At 37.0% G+C, this 16,301-nt stretch carries 15 protein-coding genes and 1 pseudogene; 14 read left to right on the forward strand and 2 right to left on the reverse strand.

Annotated elements, in window-relative coordinates:
• Nucleotides 1–181 precede the first annotated feature (181 nt).
• The 14 genes from VSQ62_RS07920 (at nt 182) to vapC (ending at nt 14,973) form a co-directional block, all read left to right on the forward strand.
• On the forward strand, nt 182–1,732 hold the full coding sequence (locus tag VSQ62_RS07920; protein WP_334634052.1) for an IS1634 family transposase: 1,551 nt from the start codon (nt 182–184) through the stop codon (nt 1,730–1,732).
• 372 nt (nt 1,733–2,104) lie between these two features.
• Nucleotides 2,105–2,461 carry a hypothetical protein gene (locus VSQ62_RS07925; RefSeq protein WP_334634186.1) on the forward strand — a complete coding sequence of 119 codons (357 nt, stop codon included), beginning with the start codon at nt 2,105–2,107 and terminating at the stop codon, nt 2,459–2,461.
• Between the two features lie 289 nt (nt 2,462–2,750).
• Nucleotides 2,751–3,461, forward strand: a complete 711-nt coding sequence (locus tag VSQ62_RS07930) for an NRDE family protein (RefSeq protein ID WP_334634187.1) — start codon at nt 2,751–2,753, stop codon at nt 3,459–3,461.
• A complete protein-coding gene (locus VSQ62_RS07935) occupies nt 3,458–4,900 on the forward strand; it encodes an AMP-binding protein (protein ID WP_334634188.1) in 1,443 nt (480 codons plus the stop codon). The genes VSQ62_RS07930 and VSQ62_RS07935 overlap by 4 nt, the downstream gene beginning before the upstream one ends.
• Before the next feature lie 89 nt (nt 4,901–4,989).
• Nucleotides 4,990–5,226 (forward strand): acyl carrier protein, encoded by a 237-nt coding sequence (locus VSQ62_RS07940; protein WP_334634189.1) that lies wholly within the window; start codon nt 4,990–4,992, stop codon nt 5,224–5,226.
• On the forward strand, nt 5,226–6,077 hold the full coding sequence (locus VSQ62_RS07945; protein ID WP_334634190.1) for a glycosyltransferase family 2 protein: 852 nt from the start codon (nt 5,226–5,228) through the stop codon (nt 6,075–6,077). The genes VSQ62_RS07940 and VSQ62_RS07945 overlap by 1 nt, the downstream gene beginning before the upstream one ends.
• A gap of 95 nt (nt 6,078–6,172) precedes the next feature.
• Nucleotides 6,173–7,006: an alpha/beta hydrolase family protein gene (locus VSQ62_RS07950; RefSeq protein ID WP_334634191.1), complete on the forward strand. Its 834-nt coding sequence runs from the start codon at nt 6,173–6,175 to the stop codon at nt 7,004–7,006.
• On the forward strand, nt 6,993–7,601 hold the full coding sequence (locus VSQ62_RS07955) for a DapH/DapD/GlmU-related protein (RefSeq protein ID WP_334634192.1): 609 nt from the start codon (nt 6,993–6,995) through the stop codon (nt 7,599–7,601). The genes VSQ62_RS07950 and VSQ62_RS07955 overlap by 14 nt, the downstream gene beginning before the upstream one ends.
• A gap of 2 nt (nt 7,602–7,603) precedes the next feature.
• Nucleotides 7,604–9,052, forward strand: a complete 1,449-nt coding sequence (locus VSQ62_RS07960) for a hypothetical protein (protein ID WP_334634193.1) — start codon at nt 7,604–7,606, stop codon at nt 9,050–9,052.
• Nucleotides 9,049–9,570 (forward strand): hypothetical protein, encoded by a 522-nt coding sequence (locus VSQ62_RS07965; protein WP_334634194.1) that lies wholly within the window; start codon nt 9,049–9,051, stop codon nt 9,568–9,570. The genes VSQ62_RS07960 and VSQ62_RS07965 overlap by 4 nt, the downstream gene beginning before the upstream one ends.
• Before the next feature lie 312 nt (nt 9,571–9,882).
• Nucleotides 9,883–11,820, forward strand: a complete 1,938-nt coding sequence (locus tag VSQ62_RS07970) for a ComEC/Rec2 family competence protein (protein WP_334634195.1) — start codon at nt 9,883–9,885, stop codon at nt 11,818–11,820.
• A gap of 122 nt (nt 11,821–11,942) precedes the next feature.
• The gene (locus VSQ62_RS07975) at nt 11,943–13,634 is read left to right on the forward strand and encodes an AAA family ATPase (RefSeq protein ID WP_334637596.1); all 1,692 of its coding nucleotides are present in this window, start codon (nt 11,943–11,945) and stop codon (nt 13,632–13,634) included.
• A gap of 707 nt (nt 13,635–14,341) precedes the next feature.
• On the forward strand, nt 14,342–14,572 hold the full coding sequence (vapB, locus tag VSQ62_RS07980; protein ID WP_334634197.1) for a type II toxin-antitoxin system antitoxin VapB: 231 nt from the start codon (nt 14,342–14,344) through the stop codon (nt 14,570–14,572).
• Entirely contained in the window at nt 14,569–14,973 is a 405-nt protein-coding gene (vapC, locus tag VSQ62_RS07985; protein WP_334634198.1) for a type II toxin-antitoxin system tRNA(fMet)-specific endonuclease VapC, read from the forward strand. Before vapB ends, vapC begins: the two co-directional genes overlap by 4 nt.
• Nucleotides 14,974–15,213: 240 nt before the next feature.
• Here vapC and VSQ62_RS07990 read toward each other — a convergent pair.
• Together VSQ62_RS07990 and VSQ62_RS07995 are read right to left on the reverse strand one after the other, a co-directional pair.
• Nucleotides 15,214–15,378: pseudogene (locus VSQ62_RS07990) on the reverse strand (NAD-dependent malic enzyme); the annotation flags it as partial.
• 32 nt (nt 15,379–15,410) lie between these two features.
• On the reverse strand, nt 15,411–16,292 hold the full coding sequence (locus VSQ62_RS07995) for an alpha/beta fold hydrolase (RefSeq protein ID WP_334634199.1): 882 nt from the start codon (nt 16,290–16,292) through the stop codon (nt 15,411–15,413).
• Nucleotides 16,293–16,301 lie beyond the last annotated feature (9 nt).

Here is a 16,301-nt window from a genome sequence, read left to right on the forward strand (position 1 = left end):
ATAGAAGATTGGTTGTAGCTATAGATCCTAATCTCCCGAAAAAATTATACACAGATTGACTGTATGATAGTATGAATCCATTGAAAATACGGGGTTTTTAGGCGCTCCCTCTTTACAAATATGTGTATAAGTTTTATAATATAAGTAGAAATATTATACACATATTTAAAGGAGCAACGGCATGTCATCACTTGTTTACGTCAAAAATCCAAATGGTAAAACCTATGTTTACAGCAACACTTCAATTTATGATAAGGAAACTAAAAAAGTCAAACACATCCGCAAGAGCATTGGGCATCTGGATCCAGTAACAGGTGAAGTGGTTCCCAACCGCAGGAAAGGCGATGCTGCCCGTAAAAGGGCTCAAACGGAAGAACCTGCTGGCCGCTGTGTTGTGAAAAATACCGGCATACAGTCCCTTTTGGATAAAGCTGTTTCAGACATAGGGCTGATGGAACCGCTCAGTACAGTCTTTCCGGATGACTGGAGATGCATACTGACATGTGCGTATTACCTTGTCAGCGAAGGCGGGGCATTGCGCCACGTTGACCAGTGGCAGCGGATGTATCCATCACCGTGCCGTTCCCTGCTTGCAAGCCAGCGGGTGAGCGAACTCCTTGTAAGGATTACGCCCACACTGCAACAGGACTTTTTCAGCAGGTGGATTGATGTAAACAGCCAGAAGGATGTCTATGCAATGGATATCACCAGTGTATCTTCCTATAGCGAACTGATCGACTTTGTCCGCTGGGGATACAACCGTGACGGGGAAAAACTGCCACAGATCAACCTCCTTATGCTCACTGGTGTCACTTCCCATATGCCGCTGTATTACAGGATCATTCCCGGCAGCATTAAAGATGTGAACGCTCTGGAAGACAGCATAGCTAATATATCCGTTCTGGAGAGCCCAACATGCCATTTTGTCATGGACAAAGGCTTTTATAGTGAACCGAACCTTGACGCAATGTATGCCAGCCATAAAAAGTTCCTGATTGGAGTACCTTTTACTGTCGGTTTTGCCTGCAAGGCAGTGGAACACCACAGAGACAGCATCCGTTCCCATCATAATTACTGTACAGTCTTTGGGGATGGACTGTATGCGGTCACGGAATCTTCCAATTGGAAAGGGCATCGGTTCTATATCCACATCTACCACGATATTTTCAAGGCGGCGTCAGACGAACGGAATTTTGACCATACCCTGCACTGCTGTTATGAAGAACTTATGGCCGGCAGGCATGTAAAGGAGCATGCCTCTTATTATGATAAGTTCTTCTTGATCCATAAAACTCCTATAAGAGGCATCAGGGTGGATTACAATGAGGAAGCCATTAGCAAGCATAAAAGGAACCATATCGGCTGGTTCGTGCTTGTAAGTAATCACATTAAGGATACGACAAAAGCTCTTGAGGTGTACCGGAGCAAGGATGCTGTTGAGAAATGTTTCGATGATCTCAAAAATGATCTTGATATGAAACGTTTGCGTATCCATTCAGCGGCAGCTATGGAAGGCAGAATCTTCATACAGTTTATTGCACTTCTGATCACAACTCGTCTAAAGCAGGTGATGAATGAAGCCGGATGGTATAAAAATCATGATCTTCAAAAAGTAATAAGTGAAATGAAAACTGTCCGTAGTGTCAGTATAAATGGAACACGAAAAAAATACACAACGGAACTTACGCCATTTCAAAAAGACATATATGAGTTATATGGGCTGACACCTTAAACATGTGTATAATTTGAACGGGATTTTAGGATAGTTATTTTGTGGATGAGAAGTATGAAATTATTTGCGAAAACTTTACAAACGCAAATTGAAATAATTTCAAGGGGGGTTCGGAGCATTTTAAAGATTTTCTTATAAGTCTTATTTTGGTTTTTGTTTTAGATGTTATTAAGAGTATTTTGATTTGGATAGATAAAAACATAGTTCACCATATGGAACATGTCAATATCATATTGTGAGGAATATGGACCAAGACTGTAATCATTCAGGTTAACTGATATATACCTGTATATCCAAGTTGGTGGTTCATGTGAATAAAGTTAATGTTTTTGCTAATTAAAATACTATTTGGATTCAAATGATTTTAACGGGGTGATGATCTATCACCAGAGAAGTACAGAGGCAGAAGAGCATATAAAACAGTTTATAGCGGATGTAGATAAACTTCTTGTCTTATGTGATTTTGGGTACCATGAGACAACAGAGTATGATCAGTTTGTCAGATGCTTGTTAGAACAAACAAGTGTTGAAAATGGAAAACTCAGACCCCAATCAAAAGAAAACGGCAGCATGAAAACTTTCATGATACAGAATTCTTTCGATTCGGAAGTTGTATATCGAAGAAAAGTGGTAAAAGAGTATTGGGGTTATGCAGTCAACTTGGAGGAATTTGTAGGAGAGAATGATTCGGTCGTAACAGAGTATCAGTATGACTCAAGACAACCATAGTAACAGCTAGTTTATCCTGGGCATCTTGAATAGATGGATAAACAGAAAGAGCGGACTGCTATAGTTACGCGGACGGTGCATACGGCGGAACAGAAAACATACAGCTCGCAGTAAATAAAAACGTAGAACTAATTACCATAAGTCTGACAGGGAAACTAGATCCGGATATTTTTGATGATTTTAAATTTAACGAAGAGGGGGATAAAGGTTCTCCGATATCCAGAAAATAATAGGCTTAGTAAAAGTCTTTACAATGCTTTCAAGATTATTAAATGTGTGGTGTTGGTGAATGTGCATTGCAGTTATAAAAAAAATAAATAATAGTGACTATAAATATATTATAGCTTTTAATAGAGATGAAAAAGTAGGAAAGTCATTTAAATTATGGGGATATTTTTGGGATGAGTATCAAGATATTTATGGATGCTTAGATGAAGAAACGCGAGGAACTTGGTTTGCGATTAATGACAATAATGTAGTTGCATTCTTGCTTAACAGAGAAATTCTGGATACAACTAGAGAAAATAAAAGTAGGGGAAAAATTATACTTAATGTTCTGAAAAATATGAAATCTGCTAAAGAAGCTGAGAATAAAGTATATACTTTAGACCTAGAAAATATGCGCCCATTTAATTTAGTCATTTTGGATTGCATAGATGTTTATTATTTGTGTTTCCAAAAAAATAATATTTATTCCTATCAGATGAAGCAAAGTCTCATTTTATTGAATAGAAGTTATCCCAATGATTTTAATGAGGTTAGAATACGAAGTAATTATTCTAGATTTTTTGAATTATCGAATAGAGATTTATTTTCTTGTAGTTGGTGGAATACTTGGAAAGAGTACCTTACAGATAGTTGTTATTGTAAAAGTGCAGAAGAAGAAAGAAAAATGTTTTTAATATCTACAAAATGGCGTACATTGTCTTCTACGATGGTTGCTTTAAATATCAATAGAGGACGAGATGTTTTTAAAGTAATGTATGGGGATAAATTATGAAAGAGAAAATAATGAATAATTTTTTAATAATGGAAAATGTGGCTGTACTTGAGGAAAATCGGGAATGGACTTATAGCCAGATGGGGCAAGTGGTTTCTCAATTTATAAAATATTATAGGGGAAATCACTTGAAAAAGATAATGATAGTAATGAAACAAGGATTTTATTCGTACTCTGCTATAATAGCTGCCTACCTTGCGGGTATTATATTTTGTCCAGTTAATTCAGAGACTCCTTTCGAACGATTAAAGTACTGTCAAAATATATTTAATCCGGATTTAATTGTTTTTGATAATGACAGTGATTCGATAAACGAATACAAAAATAGTGTGGAGGTAATGCAAATATTAGAAAGCAAAGTAAATGTTAAGGACTATGCTCAAGAAGAAAATGACATTGCTTATGTTATTTTTACGTCAGGATCTACTGGTAAGCCGAAAGGAATTGCTATTAAAAGAAGTGCTTTTGAAAAATTTCTTTTATGGTCTATTAGTCATTATAAGGTAAATGAAAATGACAGATGGGCACAATATTCTAATATTGGATTTGATTTAAGTCTATGTGACATATTTACTGCTATATCTTCAGGAGCAACATTAGTTCCTTTTGCTACACCGAAAGCTAAGATGTATCCAGCTTTATTGATAAAAAAATATAGCATTACTTTTTGGCATTCTGTACCTAGTGTACTTGATTTGATGGATATTACAAATCATTTATCTTCTGAGTATTTATCGACAGTTAAAACGTATACATTTTGCGGGGAAACATTATACTCTATACAACTTAAGAAAATTTTTGATTTAAATAGTAAATGCAAAGTTTATAATACATATGGTCCGACAGAGACCACTATATTTTGCATGGGAATTTTGTTGGACTCATTTAACTATCAAGAGTATTGCGAAGATTCTGTTTCGATAGGAACTCCATTTGAAGGATGGCAAATGTATGTTGACCGAAAAAATAATCAGAATATTGGTGAATTAATCATTTGTGGTGATAATATTGGCGCAGGTTATTTAAATGATATGAATAATAAGAGCTTCTTTTTAAAAGAAATGGAAAATGGGAAACTTATTAGATGCTATAGAACAGGAGACTTTGTCAAAGTAATATCAGGAAAGTTATATTTTGCGGGTCGTAAAGATAGTCAGATTAAACATATGGGATTTAGAATAGATTTGTCTGAAATAGAGGCTTGTTTACGAAATTATGGGTGTTATTCTTCAAAAGTTATCTATTATAAAAAGAAACTAGTGGCATTTGTTGTTTGTAATGATTTTGATGAAAATAAAATAAGAGATTATTTAAAATTATATTTACCATATTATTATATACCGAGTAAAATTATTCATAAGGGGGGATTTCCATTTAACAAAAATGGAAAAGTTGATGTAAAGAAGCTTTATGAGGAAATAGAGAATTGTTTTTCCTAATTAAGGAAAAGAAATGTTTGCATTGAAAGGAAGATTAAAGAAAGGAAAGATGTTGAGGATAATTTTATCGACATCCAAAATGGATAAAAATGAAGATTACTACAGGTCAGATTATTGAAATTATAGCAGATGTAATTCAATGTAATAAAAATGAGTTGGATGAAAATTCGGGGATAGGAACCAATGCTCAGTGGGATAGTTTAAGACATGTGATGATAATGGCAAAACTTGAAGAACTGTACGGATTAAAAGTGAGTGAGGACAACATTGATTTGTTAATGAGTGTTGAAGCAATTAAAGAATACTTAAATTCTATGGAGTTATAATGTTTGATTTAGTTACAATAATTATTCCTTTTTATAATGGAAGTATTTTTGAATTAAAAAGGGCCATTCAAAGTGTAATGAATCAGACATATAAAGAATTAGAAGTTATTGTTTGTGATGATGGCTCGGCAGATTACTATGCGGTACAATTAGAACAATTAAAAGCTGATAATGTCAAAATAGTCCATAATACTAGGAGACAAGGAATATCATGCGCACGGAATTTGGCTGCGTCAATTGCAAAGGGTAAGTGGTTAGTATGGCTAGATTCAGATGACACATTGGATAATTTATGTATTGAGAGGATGATTGCTAATTCAACAAAACATGTACTGGTTGTGGGGCAATGTCTTGTTCATGAAGCAAATAGCGTAGAAATGAGGGAGCCTAGTTTGTATTTTAATCTTTATAAAAAGTATCAAAATACATATTTTGATCCATTTGTCTCCAATGTTGTATCGGTGCAACCTCAAATGATCCTTAAATCAGTATTTGATAAGATAGGAGGATTTGATGAAACTTTTTTATATGCCGAGATGACAGATTTTTTTTTGAGGTGTTTATTAGTGATTCATAGTGATGAGATTTGTTTTATTAGTGATGCAATATATAATTACTATAGGCTAAGAAATAGTAGTATGTCATCAAATAGAAAGACATTATTTAAATATAGGTTACTTGCATTAAAAAGATATGCCCAATATAAGAAATTACCAATAGATAACATAATATATCTTGGAAGAAGCGAAAATACAAAAATGCAGACATATCTTTGTGTTAAAGATAACAAAATCCTTTGGCCCAATTATATTAGTATAATTAATAGTCGAATTTTTTTATTAAGTGATTAAATCAATAATTATCTAAAAATAGTTTTAGTAACATCAGATTGTAGATTATAAAAATCAGGTATCAATTAAAATTTAACTTTATAAAGGAGAAAAAAATGAAACAAAGAATTAGTTTTGAAAGTTTCGATGGCACACAACTGGTTGGAATATTTCAAAGTAGTCAGATAATGAAGTTAAAAGGGGCATTTGTGCTAGTTCATGGCATACCTTCGGACAAAGATGAATGGGGATTTTATAGTAGAATGGCAGATACTTTAGAACAAAAGGGGTATGCTACTTTTAGATTTGATTTTAGAGATAATGGAGAAAGTCAGAAACGTGATACAAAAAATTTGACATTAACACAATTAATTAATGATATTGATGCGGCATATAATCAGATGAGAAATATTGTTGGAAATCAAATTGCGATTTATATGGTTGGCACAAGTTGTGGTGGTGGTGTGACTGTTAAATGGAAAAATGTATATAAAAGAGAAGTCTGCAAAATTTTTTTAATGGCACCTGTTCTTGATTATGAGTATGAAGTTTACGGAAAGAGGAGAAAGAGTGATTTTTCCCAATTTAGAATTTTGGATGCTAGTTCCAAAAAAGTCATATTAGAACAAGGTTATTTTGATTCCGATGTTAAATATGGGTTATCAATTTTAAATGATGCCCGTTTATTTGATCCAGTTGACGAATTAAATAAAGTAGATTGTGATATTACTATTTTTCAAGGTGCGTCAGATACAGTGGTGCCAATTAGTATAACAAAAGAGATTTTACTAGAAGTTAAAAAAAATATAGAACTTTATGAAATTCCTGGTGCTGATCACGGGTTTGCAATTCTAGGAGATGATGATTTGACAACAGCGGGAACCAAAGAAAATCATATACGAGTTTATAATAAAGTGTATGAGGAGATATTAGAGAATGACAAAAAATGAGTATATGACTTATATAGGAGAAAATGTTATTTGGGGAGAAAATATAAAGATTGGATACTATTCATATATTGGCAGAGAAGGTAGCAATAATAGTCCATTAACAATAGGAAAAAATGTTACAATAGGTTCTTTTTGTTTATTAGAAACAGGTAGCGTAATTGGAAATAATACTGAAATAGATGATTATTGTGCTATCTATAGCGGGGCGCAGGTAGGAAACAGCGTTAAATTATTATATGGGAAAAAAATCTATAGCAAAGCTGAAATAGGGGAAAGGTGTATTATAGGTGGAGATGTGCCAGAAAGAATGGTTTTAGACGATAGTGTAACATTTATGGGGGAAGTAGCACATAGCCATTATAATCCTAAATTGGATTGGGATATAACAGATGAACCTTCTCCAAGGATTGGAAAGGGATCGATAATAGGTGTTAATGCATTATTGATAGGAGGAATTGAAATTGGAAAAAACTGTTACATCTCGGCAGGCGAAATCCTTCGACATAATTTATCAGACGATCATGTATATTATAAAGGGAAAGTTTATCATATAAATGAATTTAAAGGATTAATCAGGACACGATATCAATTATAATTATGAATGAAGACAAGAGATATAATAATATAAACATAAGTATTTTGACAAATAAAAGAAAAAAGAATGTTGAAAATGCAATAAATAGTGTACTTGGTATATCGTCAGAAGAAAAAATTAAGTACTTTAATTTTAATATTCATCTATTAAATAAATCGGTCGAAAAATATGCAATTAATAAGTTGGAAAAAGTTTTTACGGAAACAGACTATTTTATCATCGATTGGACAGATATTGATATAATTGATGATAATAGAATGTGGTTCTTGAGATTTATTTTATTGAAAAAAATGCACTATACAATATTTGTAAAAGACATTGTTTTAAACAGTATAATCATTGATGTTGATAGTAAGAATATTGTGCCGTGTAGATTAAATGTTAATATATTTAGAAACGAGCAGTATATGTCTTTTATACTTAATAATATTGAGGAAATTGTTAATAAAAGACTTTATCGTAATGAATTGTTTTATAAATTGTGGTTTCCTACAAATACATCAGACATTACGCTTGTAGTAGCTGTAGATGACGAAAGACCTGTAGATTCTGCATTAACTTCCCATAATTATGGGTTTGTTGATAGTATTGCAGATAAGGATGCTGTTTTAGAAGTATCAAAATTATTGTCAAGAAAATATCCTAAAGCGAGAATTACGGTTTGCAAAATTGAAAATTTTAATCCTCAAGATATTAGAAAAAATTTAGTTGTTATAGGAGGACCAGGTGGAGATGAATATGTAAGAGCAGATGGAACTAAAATGGAAAGTGAAGGAAATGAAATTTGTCGGAAATTGAGCCAAAATATTCACAGCAGAATTTCGTACACTAATGATTGTGAGGAGATGCTCATTCTGGACAAAAGATATAGGGCAAAATACGATAAGGGAATTATGTGTGAGGATATTGGTTATTTTTCGGCAGTACAAAATCCTTCTAATTTGAAAAATAGAATTATATTGATTCATGGAATTCATACTCTTGGAGTGTTGGGGGCTGCAAGAGTGTTTTCAGATGAACGAGATGCAGAAAATAATTATGAAACTATTTATAAATGGATTGTTAATCAGGGAGCAAAAATAGGTATAGATTTTGAAACTTTTTTTAAAGTTGATGTATTAAATGGAGAAGCTTTTTGCCCGGTGTTAGAGATGGACAATGTTTTTCCGCTTAGAGATAAAGACAGTTTTTCTAAAGAAAAAGAGGAAAAAGGATCCGTATTTAATGAAGAAAATTTCGATTATAGAGAGATTATGGATCAAATAAAAATACTCATTAGTGACATGAACAGAGAATTGCCATGTTTTAAAACAGAAGCTCCTAAAACTTATCAGGAAACTAAGAAAAATTTGAAAATACTATATGAGCTAGAAAAGAATGAGAATATAAATGAAATTAATACAATTTTTAATGATATTTATGTGAAATGGAAAGAAATTACGAGAAAATGAAAAAGAGTTTAAAAATACAAATACCTACAAAACCTGGCTTGCAAAAAAAATATAATGAATTGAGTAGGTTTGAAGGGTTTTTATTATACTGCATTATAGCAATTGATAGTAACTTATTTGTTTTTTTAGGAGGAGTTTTAATTTCTATTCCGGTGACTATATTATTAAACATAGTGAGTTATGAAATGATATTTACTTTGGCAGATGATATATACATAGTTAGTTATATTTTTTCTTTTTTCTCCTCTTTATTTTTGTCGATAAATTATATTGCTTTAACAATTAGGCATATAGAAATTAGAAATAGTGTAGATGGTGAAAAAAATATTGAGGTTTATAATAATAAGTTATTTGAGACAGGATATAGTAATTTGAAATATTTAAAAAAGAAATCAGTCTGTACGGTAATATTCTTTATATTTATGTTATTTGCTTTTTGTTTTTGCTTTGTGTGTAAAAATTATAGTGGATTTGTAGAAAATTGTATTAAAGAATTAATCAATTTTATTTTATGTTAGATATCAGTTTATTTTCATAAAAAGAAAGTAAGCACCAAATATTCCAGCGGATTTCCTGATTTCCACTATAATTGTAGTGAATAGTTTAAATATCTTTCAACTACAATTATAGGAGAAACTTAAGAATCAGGGATTCCGCTGTTAAAAATTGTTTGGATTTTTACAGAATCAGGAAAATACTTTACTTCTTATTTGTTGAGATAGCACATAAAAGAAAATTGTTAATAGTTTATCATTCGAAGAACACTATAAACATTGTGTATTGTGTAGAGGCCTTGATTTTTCTATATTCCTGAGAGCAAGGTATATATTATGGCGATCTCGGGGCTGCATCTATCCTTTATAGGGATTGGGATGTATAAGATACTGCGGAGGATTACGGGGTCTTATCCGGTTGGAGGGGCGTTTGGTATTTTATTTCTGGCGCTGTATATTCTTATGGTTGGATTTACCGTATCCGCGGTGCGGGCCTTAGTGATGTTTCTATTCCGGGTAGGGGCGGATATGGCGGGGCGGCATTATGATGCGCCGACAGCGCTTTCTGCGGCGGCGGTTGCGGTGTTAGTGTGGCGGCCGCTCAGTCTGTATGACGGCGGATTCTGGCTGTCCTTTGGGGCGGTGCTTGCGGTTCTTACTGTGGTGCAGGTGGTGCAGGAAGAAATATCTGTGTACACATTACATAACAATGGACAACAGGTGGGGACAAGGACGCAGCAGAGTTCCTTGAAGCAGAATAAGAAAGACGGTCCTTGGCCTGTATATTTAAGGAGATTTTGGGAATATGTAGGGCAGGTGATTTTACAGGGGTTGACGGCCAGCATCGGTATCAATCTGGTTATTCTTCCGATTCTGCTCTATTATTTCTTTGAATTTCCGATGTATTCTTTTGTCCTGAATCTTTTTGTGATCCCATTGATGTCCGTGTTGCTGTTTTTGGGGATGGCGGGAAGCCTGCTGGCATTGTGGCTTCCCTCGGTATCTTCCTTTCTATTTTGGGTATGCGGAAAGATTCTATGCTTCTATCAGATGAGCTGCAAGGTAGCGCTTCATCTTCCGGGAGCGAGGCTTGTGGCCGGAAGGCCTGAGATGTGGCAGATTGCGGTATATTATGTATTTTTGTTTTTAGGATTGATTCTGCTGAGGTATATCGCATCAATGAAGGAACAGGATAAGCAAGGGGAGGAAAGGGGTCAAGACTATCAGGGGTATGGAAAGGATCGAAGGTTCATACAATCTAACAGAGTGGATAAATCCATCAGTTTTAATAACAGAATGAGTGGAAGAGCAGGCAGGAGTGCGTGGAAAGGGTGGCCTGTGGTTTTTCTGTGGACAGTGGGAGTTATTATTTTAACGACTCATTTTGGAGAGTCAGGGAAACTTACGATAGCGGTCTTGGATGTGGGGCAGGGAGACGGGATTTTCATGAAAGGACCGGAGGGCGGCACCTATCTGGTGGATGGTGGGAGCAGTGATGTAAAAAAGGTGGGACAATACAGGCTGGAGCCATTCCTGAAATCCCAAGGAGTCGGGGTGCTTGATTATGTACTGATCTCCCATGGCGACGGCGATCACAGGAACGGTGTAGAAGAGCTGATTGAGAGACAGGATATCGGAGTGAAGATCCGGACGCTGGTGTTGCCGGTGCAGGAGGCGTGGGATGAGGCTTTGGCGGGTCTGGCAAAGAAAGCAAAAGATTATGGAATCCGTGTGGTTGTGATAGAGCCTGGACGGAATATCCGGGAAGGGAAAATGGCAATTACGTGTATACAGCCGGGGAATCTGGGAATAAAATCAGAGAACGCCGGATTACGGAAGGAAAATACTGTGCCGGAGACAGGCAGTATAATACCTGTGACCGAGAAACTGGAATCGGGTAACGAGGCATCTATGGTATTGGCTGTACAGCATGGGAAGTTTGATATGCTTTTGACCGGGGACGTAGAGGGAGAAGGAGAAAAACAGCTTACACAGCAATTAGAAGAGAGCTATCCAGATTGTACGTGGGAGGTTCTTAAAGTAGCGCATCATGGCTCTAAGAATTCGTCAACAGAAGAAGTTCTTCAACAGATTCAGCCAGCTTATGCGTTCATTTCCGCAGGACAAGAGAATCGGTATGCGCATCCGCATCAGGAAACGATAGAGAGACTTGCAGACGTTGGCTGTAAAATCTATTCTACGCAGGAAAATGGGGCGATTATAGTGGAGGTGGAGGATGGGGAATTATCAAGAATGGAGAAATGGCAAAGATAGATTGAAAAAGGGATACTATGCAATGGAATTTCTATGGAAATGCCGTCGCTTAGTTGCTATAATGTAAATAATAAACTAAGGCAGGAAACGGATTAAGGATGATGGAAGGAGCGTGGAAAGAGATGGAGATGCGAAAGAAGAAACTTCCTATTGGAATTGAAAATTTTGAAAAATTACGTTTAGAGAATTTTTACTATATTGATAAAACAGGACTCATCAGGGAACTTCTTAACAACTGGGGAGAGGTGAATCTGTTCACTCGCCCCAGGAGATTTGGGAAAACTCTGAATATGAGCATGCTGGAAAACTTTTTCTCGTTGGATGGAGATAAGAGTATTTTTGATGGACTGGAGATTTCAAAAGAGACTGCGCTTTGTGAAGAATATATGGGAAAATATCCGGTTGTATCCATATCCTTAAAAGGGATTGATGCATGGTCTTATGAGACGGCATATCAGATGGCAGTCCGGGTTATCATAGACGCAGCGGCAAAATTTTATTTCCTTTTGGACAGTGAAAAATTAAATGCGCATGATAAAGCAGAGTATCAAAAGCTTTTGGATGATACTATGAATGAAGGCATGTTTGGCAGCAGCCTGAAACTGCTTTCGGGAATGTTGGAGAAACATTATGGTACAAAAGTTATCCTGCTGATTGATGAATATGATGTCCCATTGGCAAAGTCTCATGCGAATGGATACTATGATCAGATGATTTCACTGATCCGAAGTCTTCTCGGAGAGGCGCTCAAAACAAACAGCAGTTTGAAACTTGCAGTATTGACGGGCTGCCTTCGAATTTCAAAGGAGAGTATCTTTACCGGACTTAATAATCTGAAGGTACGTTCTGTTACGGATGTACGGTTTGATGAGTATTTTGGATTTACAGATATGGAAGTAAAGACGCTTTTACAATATTATGGGTATCCAGATAGCTATGATGTAGCGAAGAAATGGTATGACGGATACCATTTTGGCAATGTAGATGTATATTGTCCATGGGATGTTTTAAATTATTGTGATTCATTATTGGATGATAAGGAGGCGCAGCCGGAGAATTACTGGATCAATACCAGCAGTAACGATGCAGTGAAGCGTTTTATTCAGGAGTCGGCGAATTATACGACCAAACGGGAGATTGAGAGCCTGATAGCAGGTGAGGTTATTACGAAGGAGATTCACCAGGAGCTCACATATCCAGAGATTTATCAGACGATAGATAATATCTGGAGCCTGCTCTTTACCACCGGTTATCTGACCCGGCGGGGAAAAGCAGAGGGAAGGCAGATGAAACTGGCAATTCCTAATCTGGAGATCCGGGATATTTTCGTGACGCAGATTATGGAATTCTTTAGGGAGAACGTCCGGGAAGATGGGGATACGCTGAATTGTTTCTGTGATGCCCTGCAAAATAAGGATGCAGAGAATGTCGAAAAGATTTTTAATGATTATTTAAGGAAGACCATCAGTATCCGTGATACAGCTGTAAGAACGGGAATGAAAGAAAATTTTTATCATGGTGTTCTGCTTGGAATTTTAAGCGTGAAAAATCGGTGGGGAATTTCTTCTAACCGGGAAATGGGAGAAGGATATGCGGACATTCTTGCAGAACCGGATACTGGAGATATGGGGATTATCATAGAAGTAAAATATGCACATGACGGAGATTTGGACGAGGCATGTAAGGAGGCATTGAAACAGATTGAGTATACTAGATATGAGGATGATCTATCTGATGACGGAGTAGAGAACATCCTGAAATATGGGATTGCATGTTATAAGAAGCGGTGCAGAGTTATGCTCGCAGAAAAATAATTAAAAAATAGAGGTAACTGAAAGCTCTGGAGCAAGTATGTTTCAGAGTTTTTTCATGCCGTCGTGTATGGAGAATGGAAATCTTTATTATGGAAGGAGCATTACTTTCTAATAGCATGCCTGTCGATGCGCAGACGGCACCATCAGTTGTTATGCAGGGATCCATATCCTGTATGGAGCGCGGGCTGAGAAATCAGCATAGCGGATTTCCACTGATAGACAGAGGTTTTGTCTGTCTTTGTAAGCTGATAATATAAAGCAGGAAAATCCTGTCAGGTAAGGTTTAGCCAACCGCCTGTACCGAGTCCTTGGAGTCGAAGCGGTAACGTCAGATATGTCTCCCTGAAAAGGGTATGGAAACCAAACCGAAGGAATGAGGCAGGAATCTAAATGGGCAGCAGGAAGTCCGATACACTCATAGTACCATAGAAACTGCCGATCACAGTGGAGGGAAGGGGGGACACATTACAGCTTCAAGTAAATCAAGGTCATGCAGACAAGGGAGAGCTGAGGACATGGTGAATGAATTACTTGGAATAAAGTACAATATCGCAAAAGCGAACGCAACGGACAGGAAAGTTCAAAATGTACATTAAGCAGATTTTCGATTTGCTGAACTGTTTTCTGAGTTGTGTGCGGAATATGCTTGTGCCCCTTGACACAATATATATCATGATATATATTAAGGGCATAGGAGGTGTATTGCTATGATGACTGCGAAGTTATTTGAAAATGGCAGGAGCCAGGCGGTCCGATTGCCAAAAGAGTGCCGTTTTTCAGGAAATGAAGTGGCAGTCAGCAAGATGGGGGATATTGTCATCTTGATGCCAAAGGACAACAAGTGGTCCGGATTTCTGAACAGCCTTGAGCTCTTTTCGGATGATTTTATGTCCGATGGCCGGGAACAGCCTGTCGTGCAGGAGCGTGAATCGCTATGAAATATATGTTGGATACGAATATTTGCATTTATACGATCAAACAGAAACCGGAGGCAGTAATCAGGAATTTTCTGAAGCGTGACCCAGATGAAATATGCATCTCTGCAATTACTTACGCGGAGCTGATGCACGGTGTTGAGAAGAGCCAGGCCAGGGAAAGAAACCGTGCGGCCCTTACCATGTTCCTTTCTGCCATTTCCATTCTGGAATTTGATCACTATGCGGCAGAGGAATACGGCAGGGTCAGGGCAGAACTTGAAAGAAAAGGGACTCCAATCGGTCCGATGGACATGCTGATCGCTGGACATGCAAGATCGGAAGGTCTGATTCTGGCCACAAATAATACCAGAGAGTTCCTCCGGGTGCAAAAGCTGGAAGTGGAGGACTGGACAATCGAATGAGGTGTGGAAGAAAGCATCTGTCAGAGAAACGCTTTGTACCTTTATAGGAAATTCCGACCTATTGAGACACAAAGAAAAACATATGTTTACTGAACATCTATTAAGCCCCGGCGGAGCTGGGGAGAACGGAGTGATCATGGCATTAATCTTGAAGTAATAGTGCTTGATATTCGTGTCAGCTGTTCAGATGGCATGGATAGCAAGTGCTTATTACTCAAGAATTAATGCAATGATGTACTAGAAGCTCTTGCCCGAATCTTTTTGAATCTCTGGGCAGGGTTCCGCGACGTACGGCGTATAAGCAAGGCTTAAAGTTTCCGCTGAATCTACTGGAGCTCTCGACGTAATCTCAATTTTTCCTTTTAGGTCATAATGCATTTTCAATGATGTCTCTGCATAGTTCATGGGTTTTCTCGCCTGATTTTTTTCCCGCGAATTTAGATGTGGGGACTTTCGGTTTGGCGTTTCTTAGTTAGTTCTATAAAAAAGAGTTCTGCTGTCTGAGTGAACAGTACAGACTGTTCGATCTGTAGATTATGTCCCGCCCTGTCTGCAATCATAACAGTAGAATGCTCGTATGAATTGGCCAGTTCCAGAGCATCAAGGTATCCTACGCAGGAATCCTGCCTTCCTGCAAAAAGTAGTACAGGAAAAAGGAATTCTTTTTGTGTGTCTGGCAAAGGGAAGGTGAATGTGTATCCCTTTTTCTGAAGTTGATTCAGGAACATATTGTCAGTTTTTTGAATTCCTGGATAGATCTCAGCAAGAAATCTTTCGTAGGTATAAGAGTTCTGGATTACAAACATATTGGAGTACATTTGGTTCATGGGCTGCTCCATGTCAAGGTCATTCGTAAAATAATGTTCCAGAACGTGATGCTCCGGTACACGGCGTTTCGATTTGACCGGTTCGACCACAGGGCAAAGGAGGAGCATGCCACGGATCCTGTCTGAAAAATCTTTCAAAAGACCTCTTGCCAGGTATCCCCCGTAGGATTCACCGGCGAGAACAAAAGATTCGTTTGGGATATGGTCTTTGATGAATTCACATAAAAGCTCTAAAATCTGATCGGAACTGGCAGAAGCTATGGATGCCTCTGTCTCCCCCATTCCGGGAAGATCCAGATAAAAACGCTGATAACCCGCTACCTTCTCAAAAACAGGTTCCATACAGGCTTCCATCATGGAATGATCCAACATGGCTCCATGTAGGATGACAATCGGAATTCCTTTTCCCGCCGTGAAAGCCTGCAGAGAATAAGACTCTCCGTTGATTTGATAAGAACACAATTCCAGTTTTTCCAATTTTTTTGGATACATACTTGATCC

Source organism: Sporofaciens sp. JLR.KK001, from assembly GCF_036941055.1.
In the GTDB taxonomy this organism is placed as follows: Bacteria; Bacillota; Clostridia; order Lachnospirales; family Lachnospiraceae; genus Sporofaciens.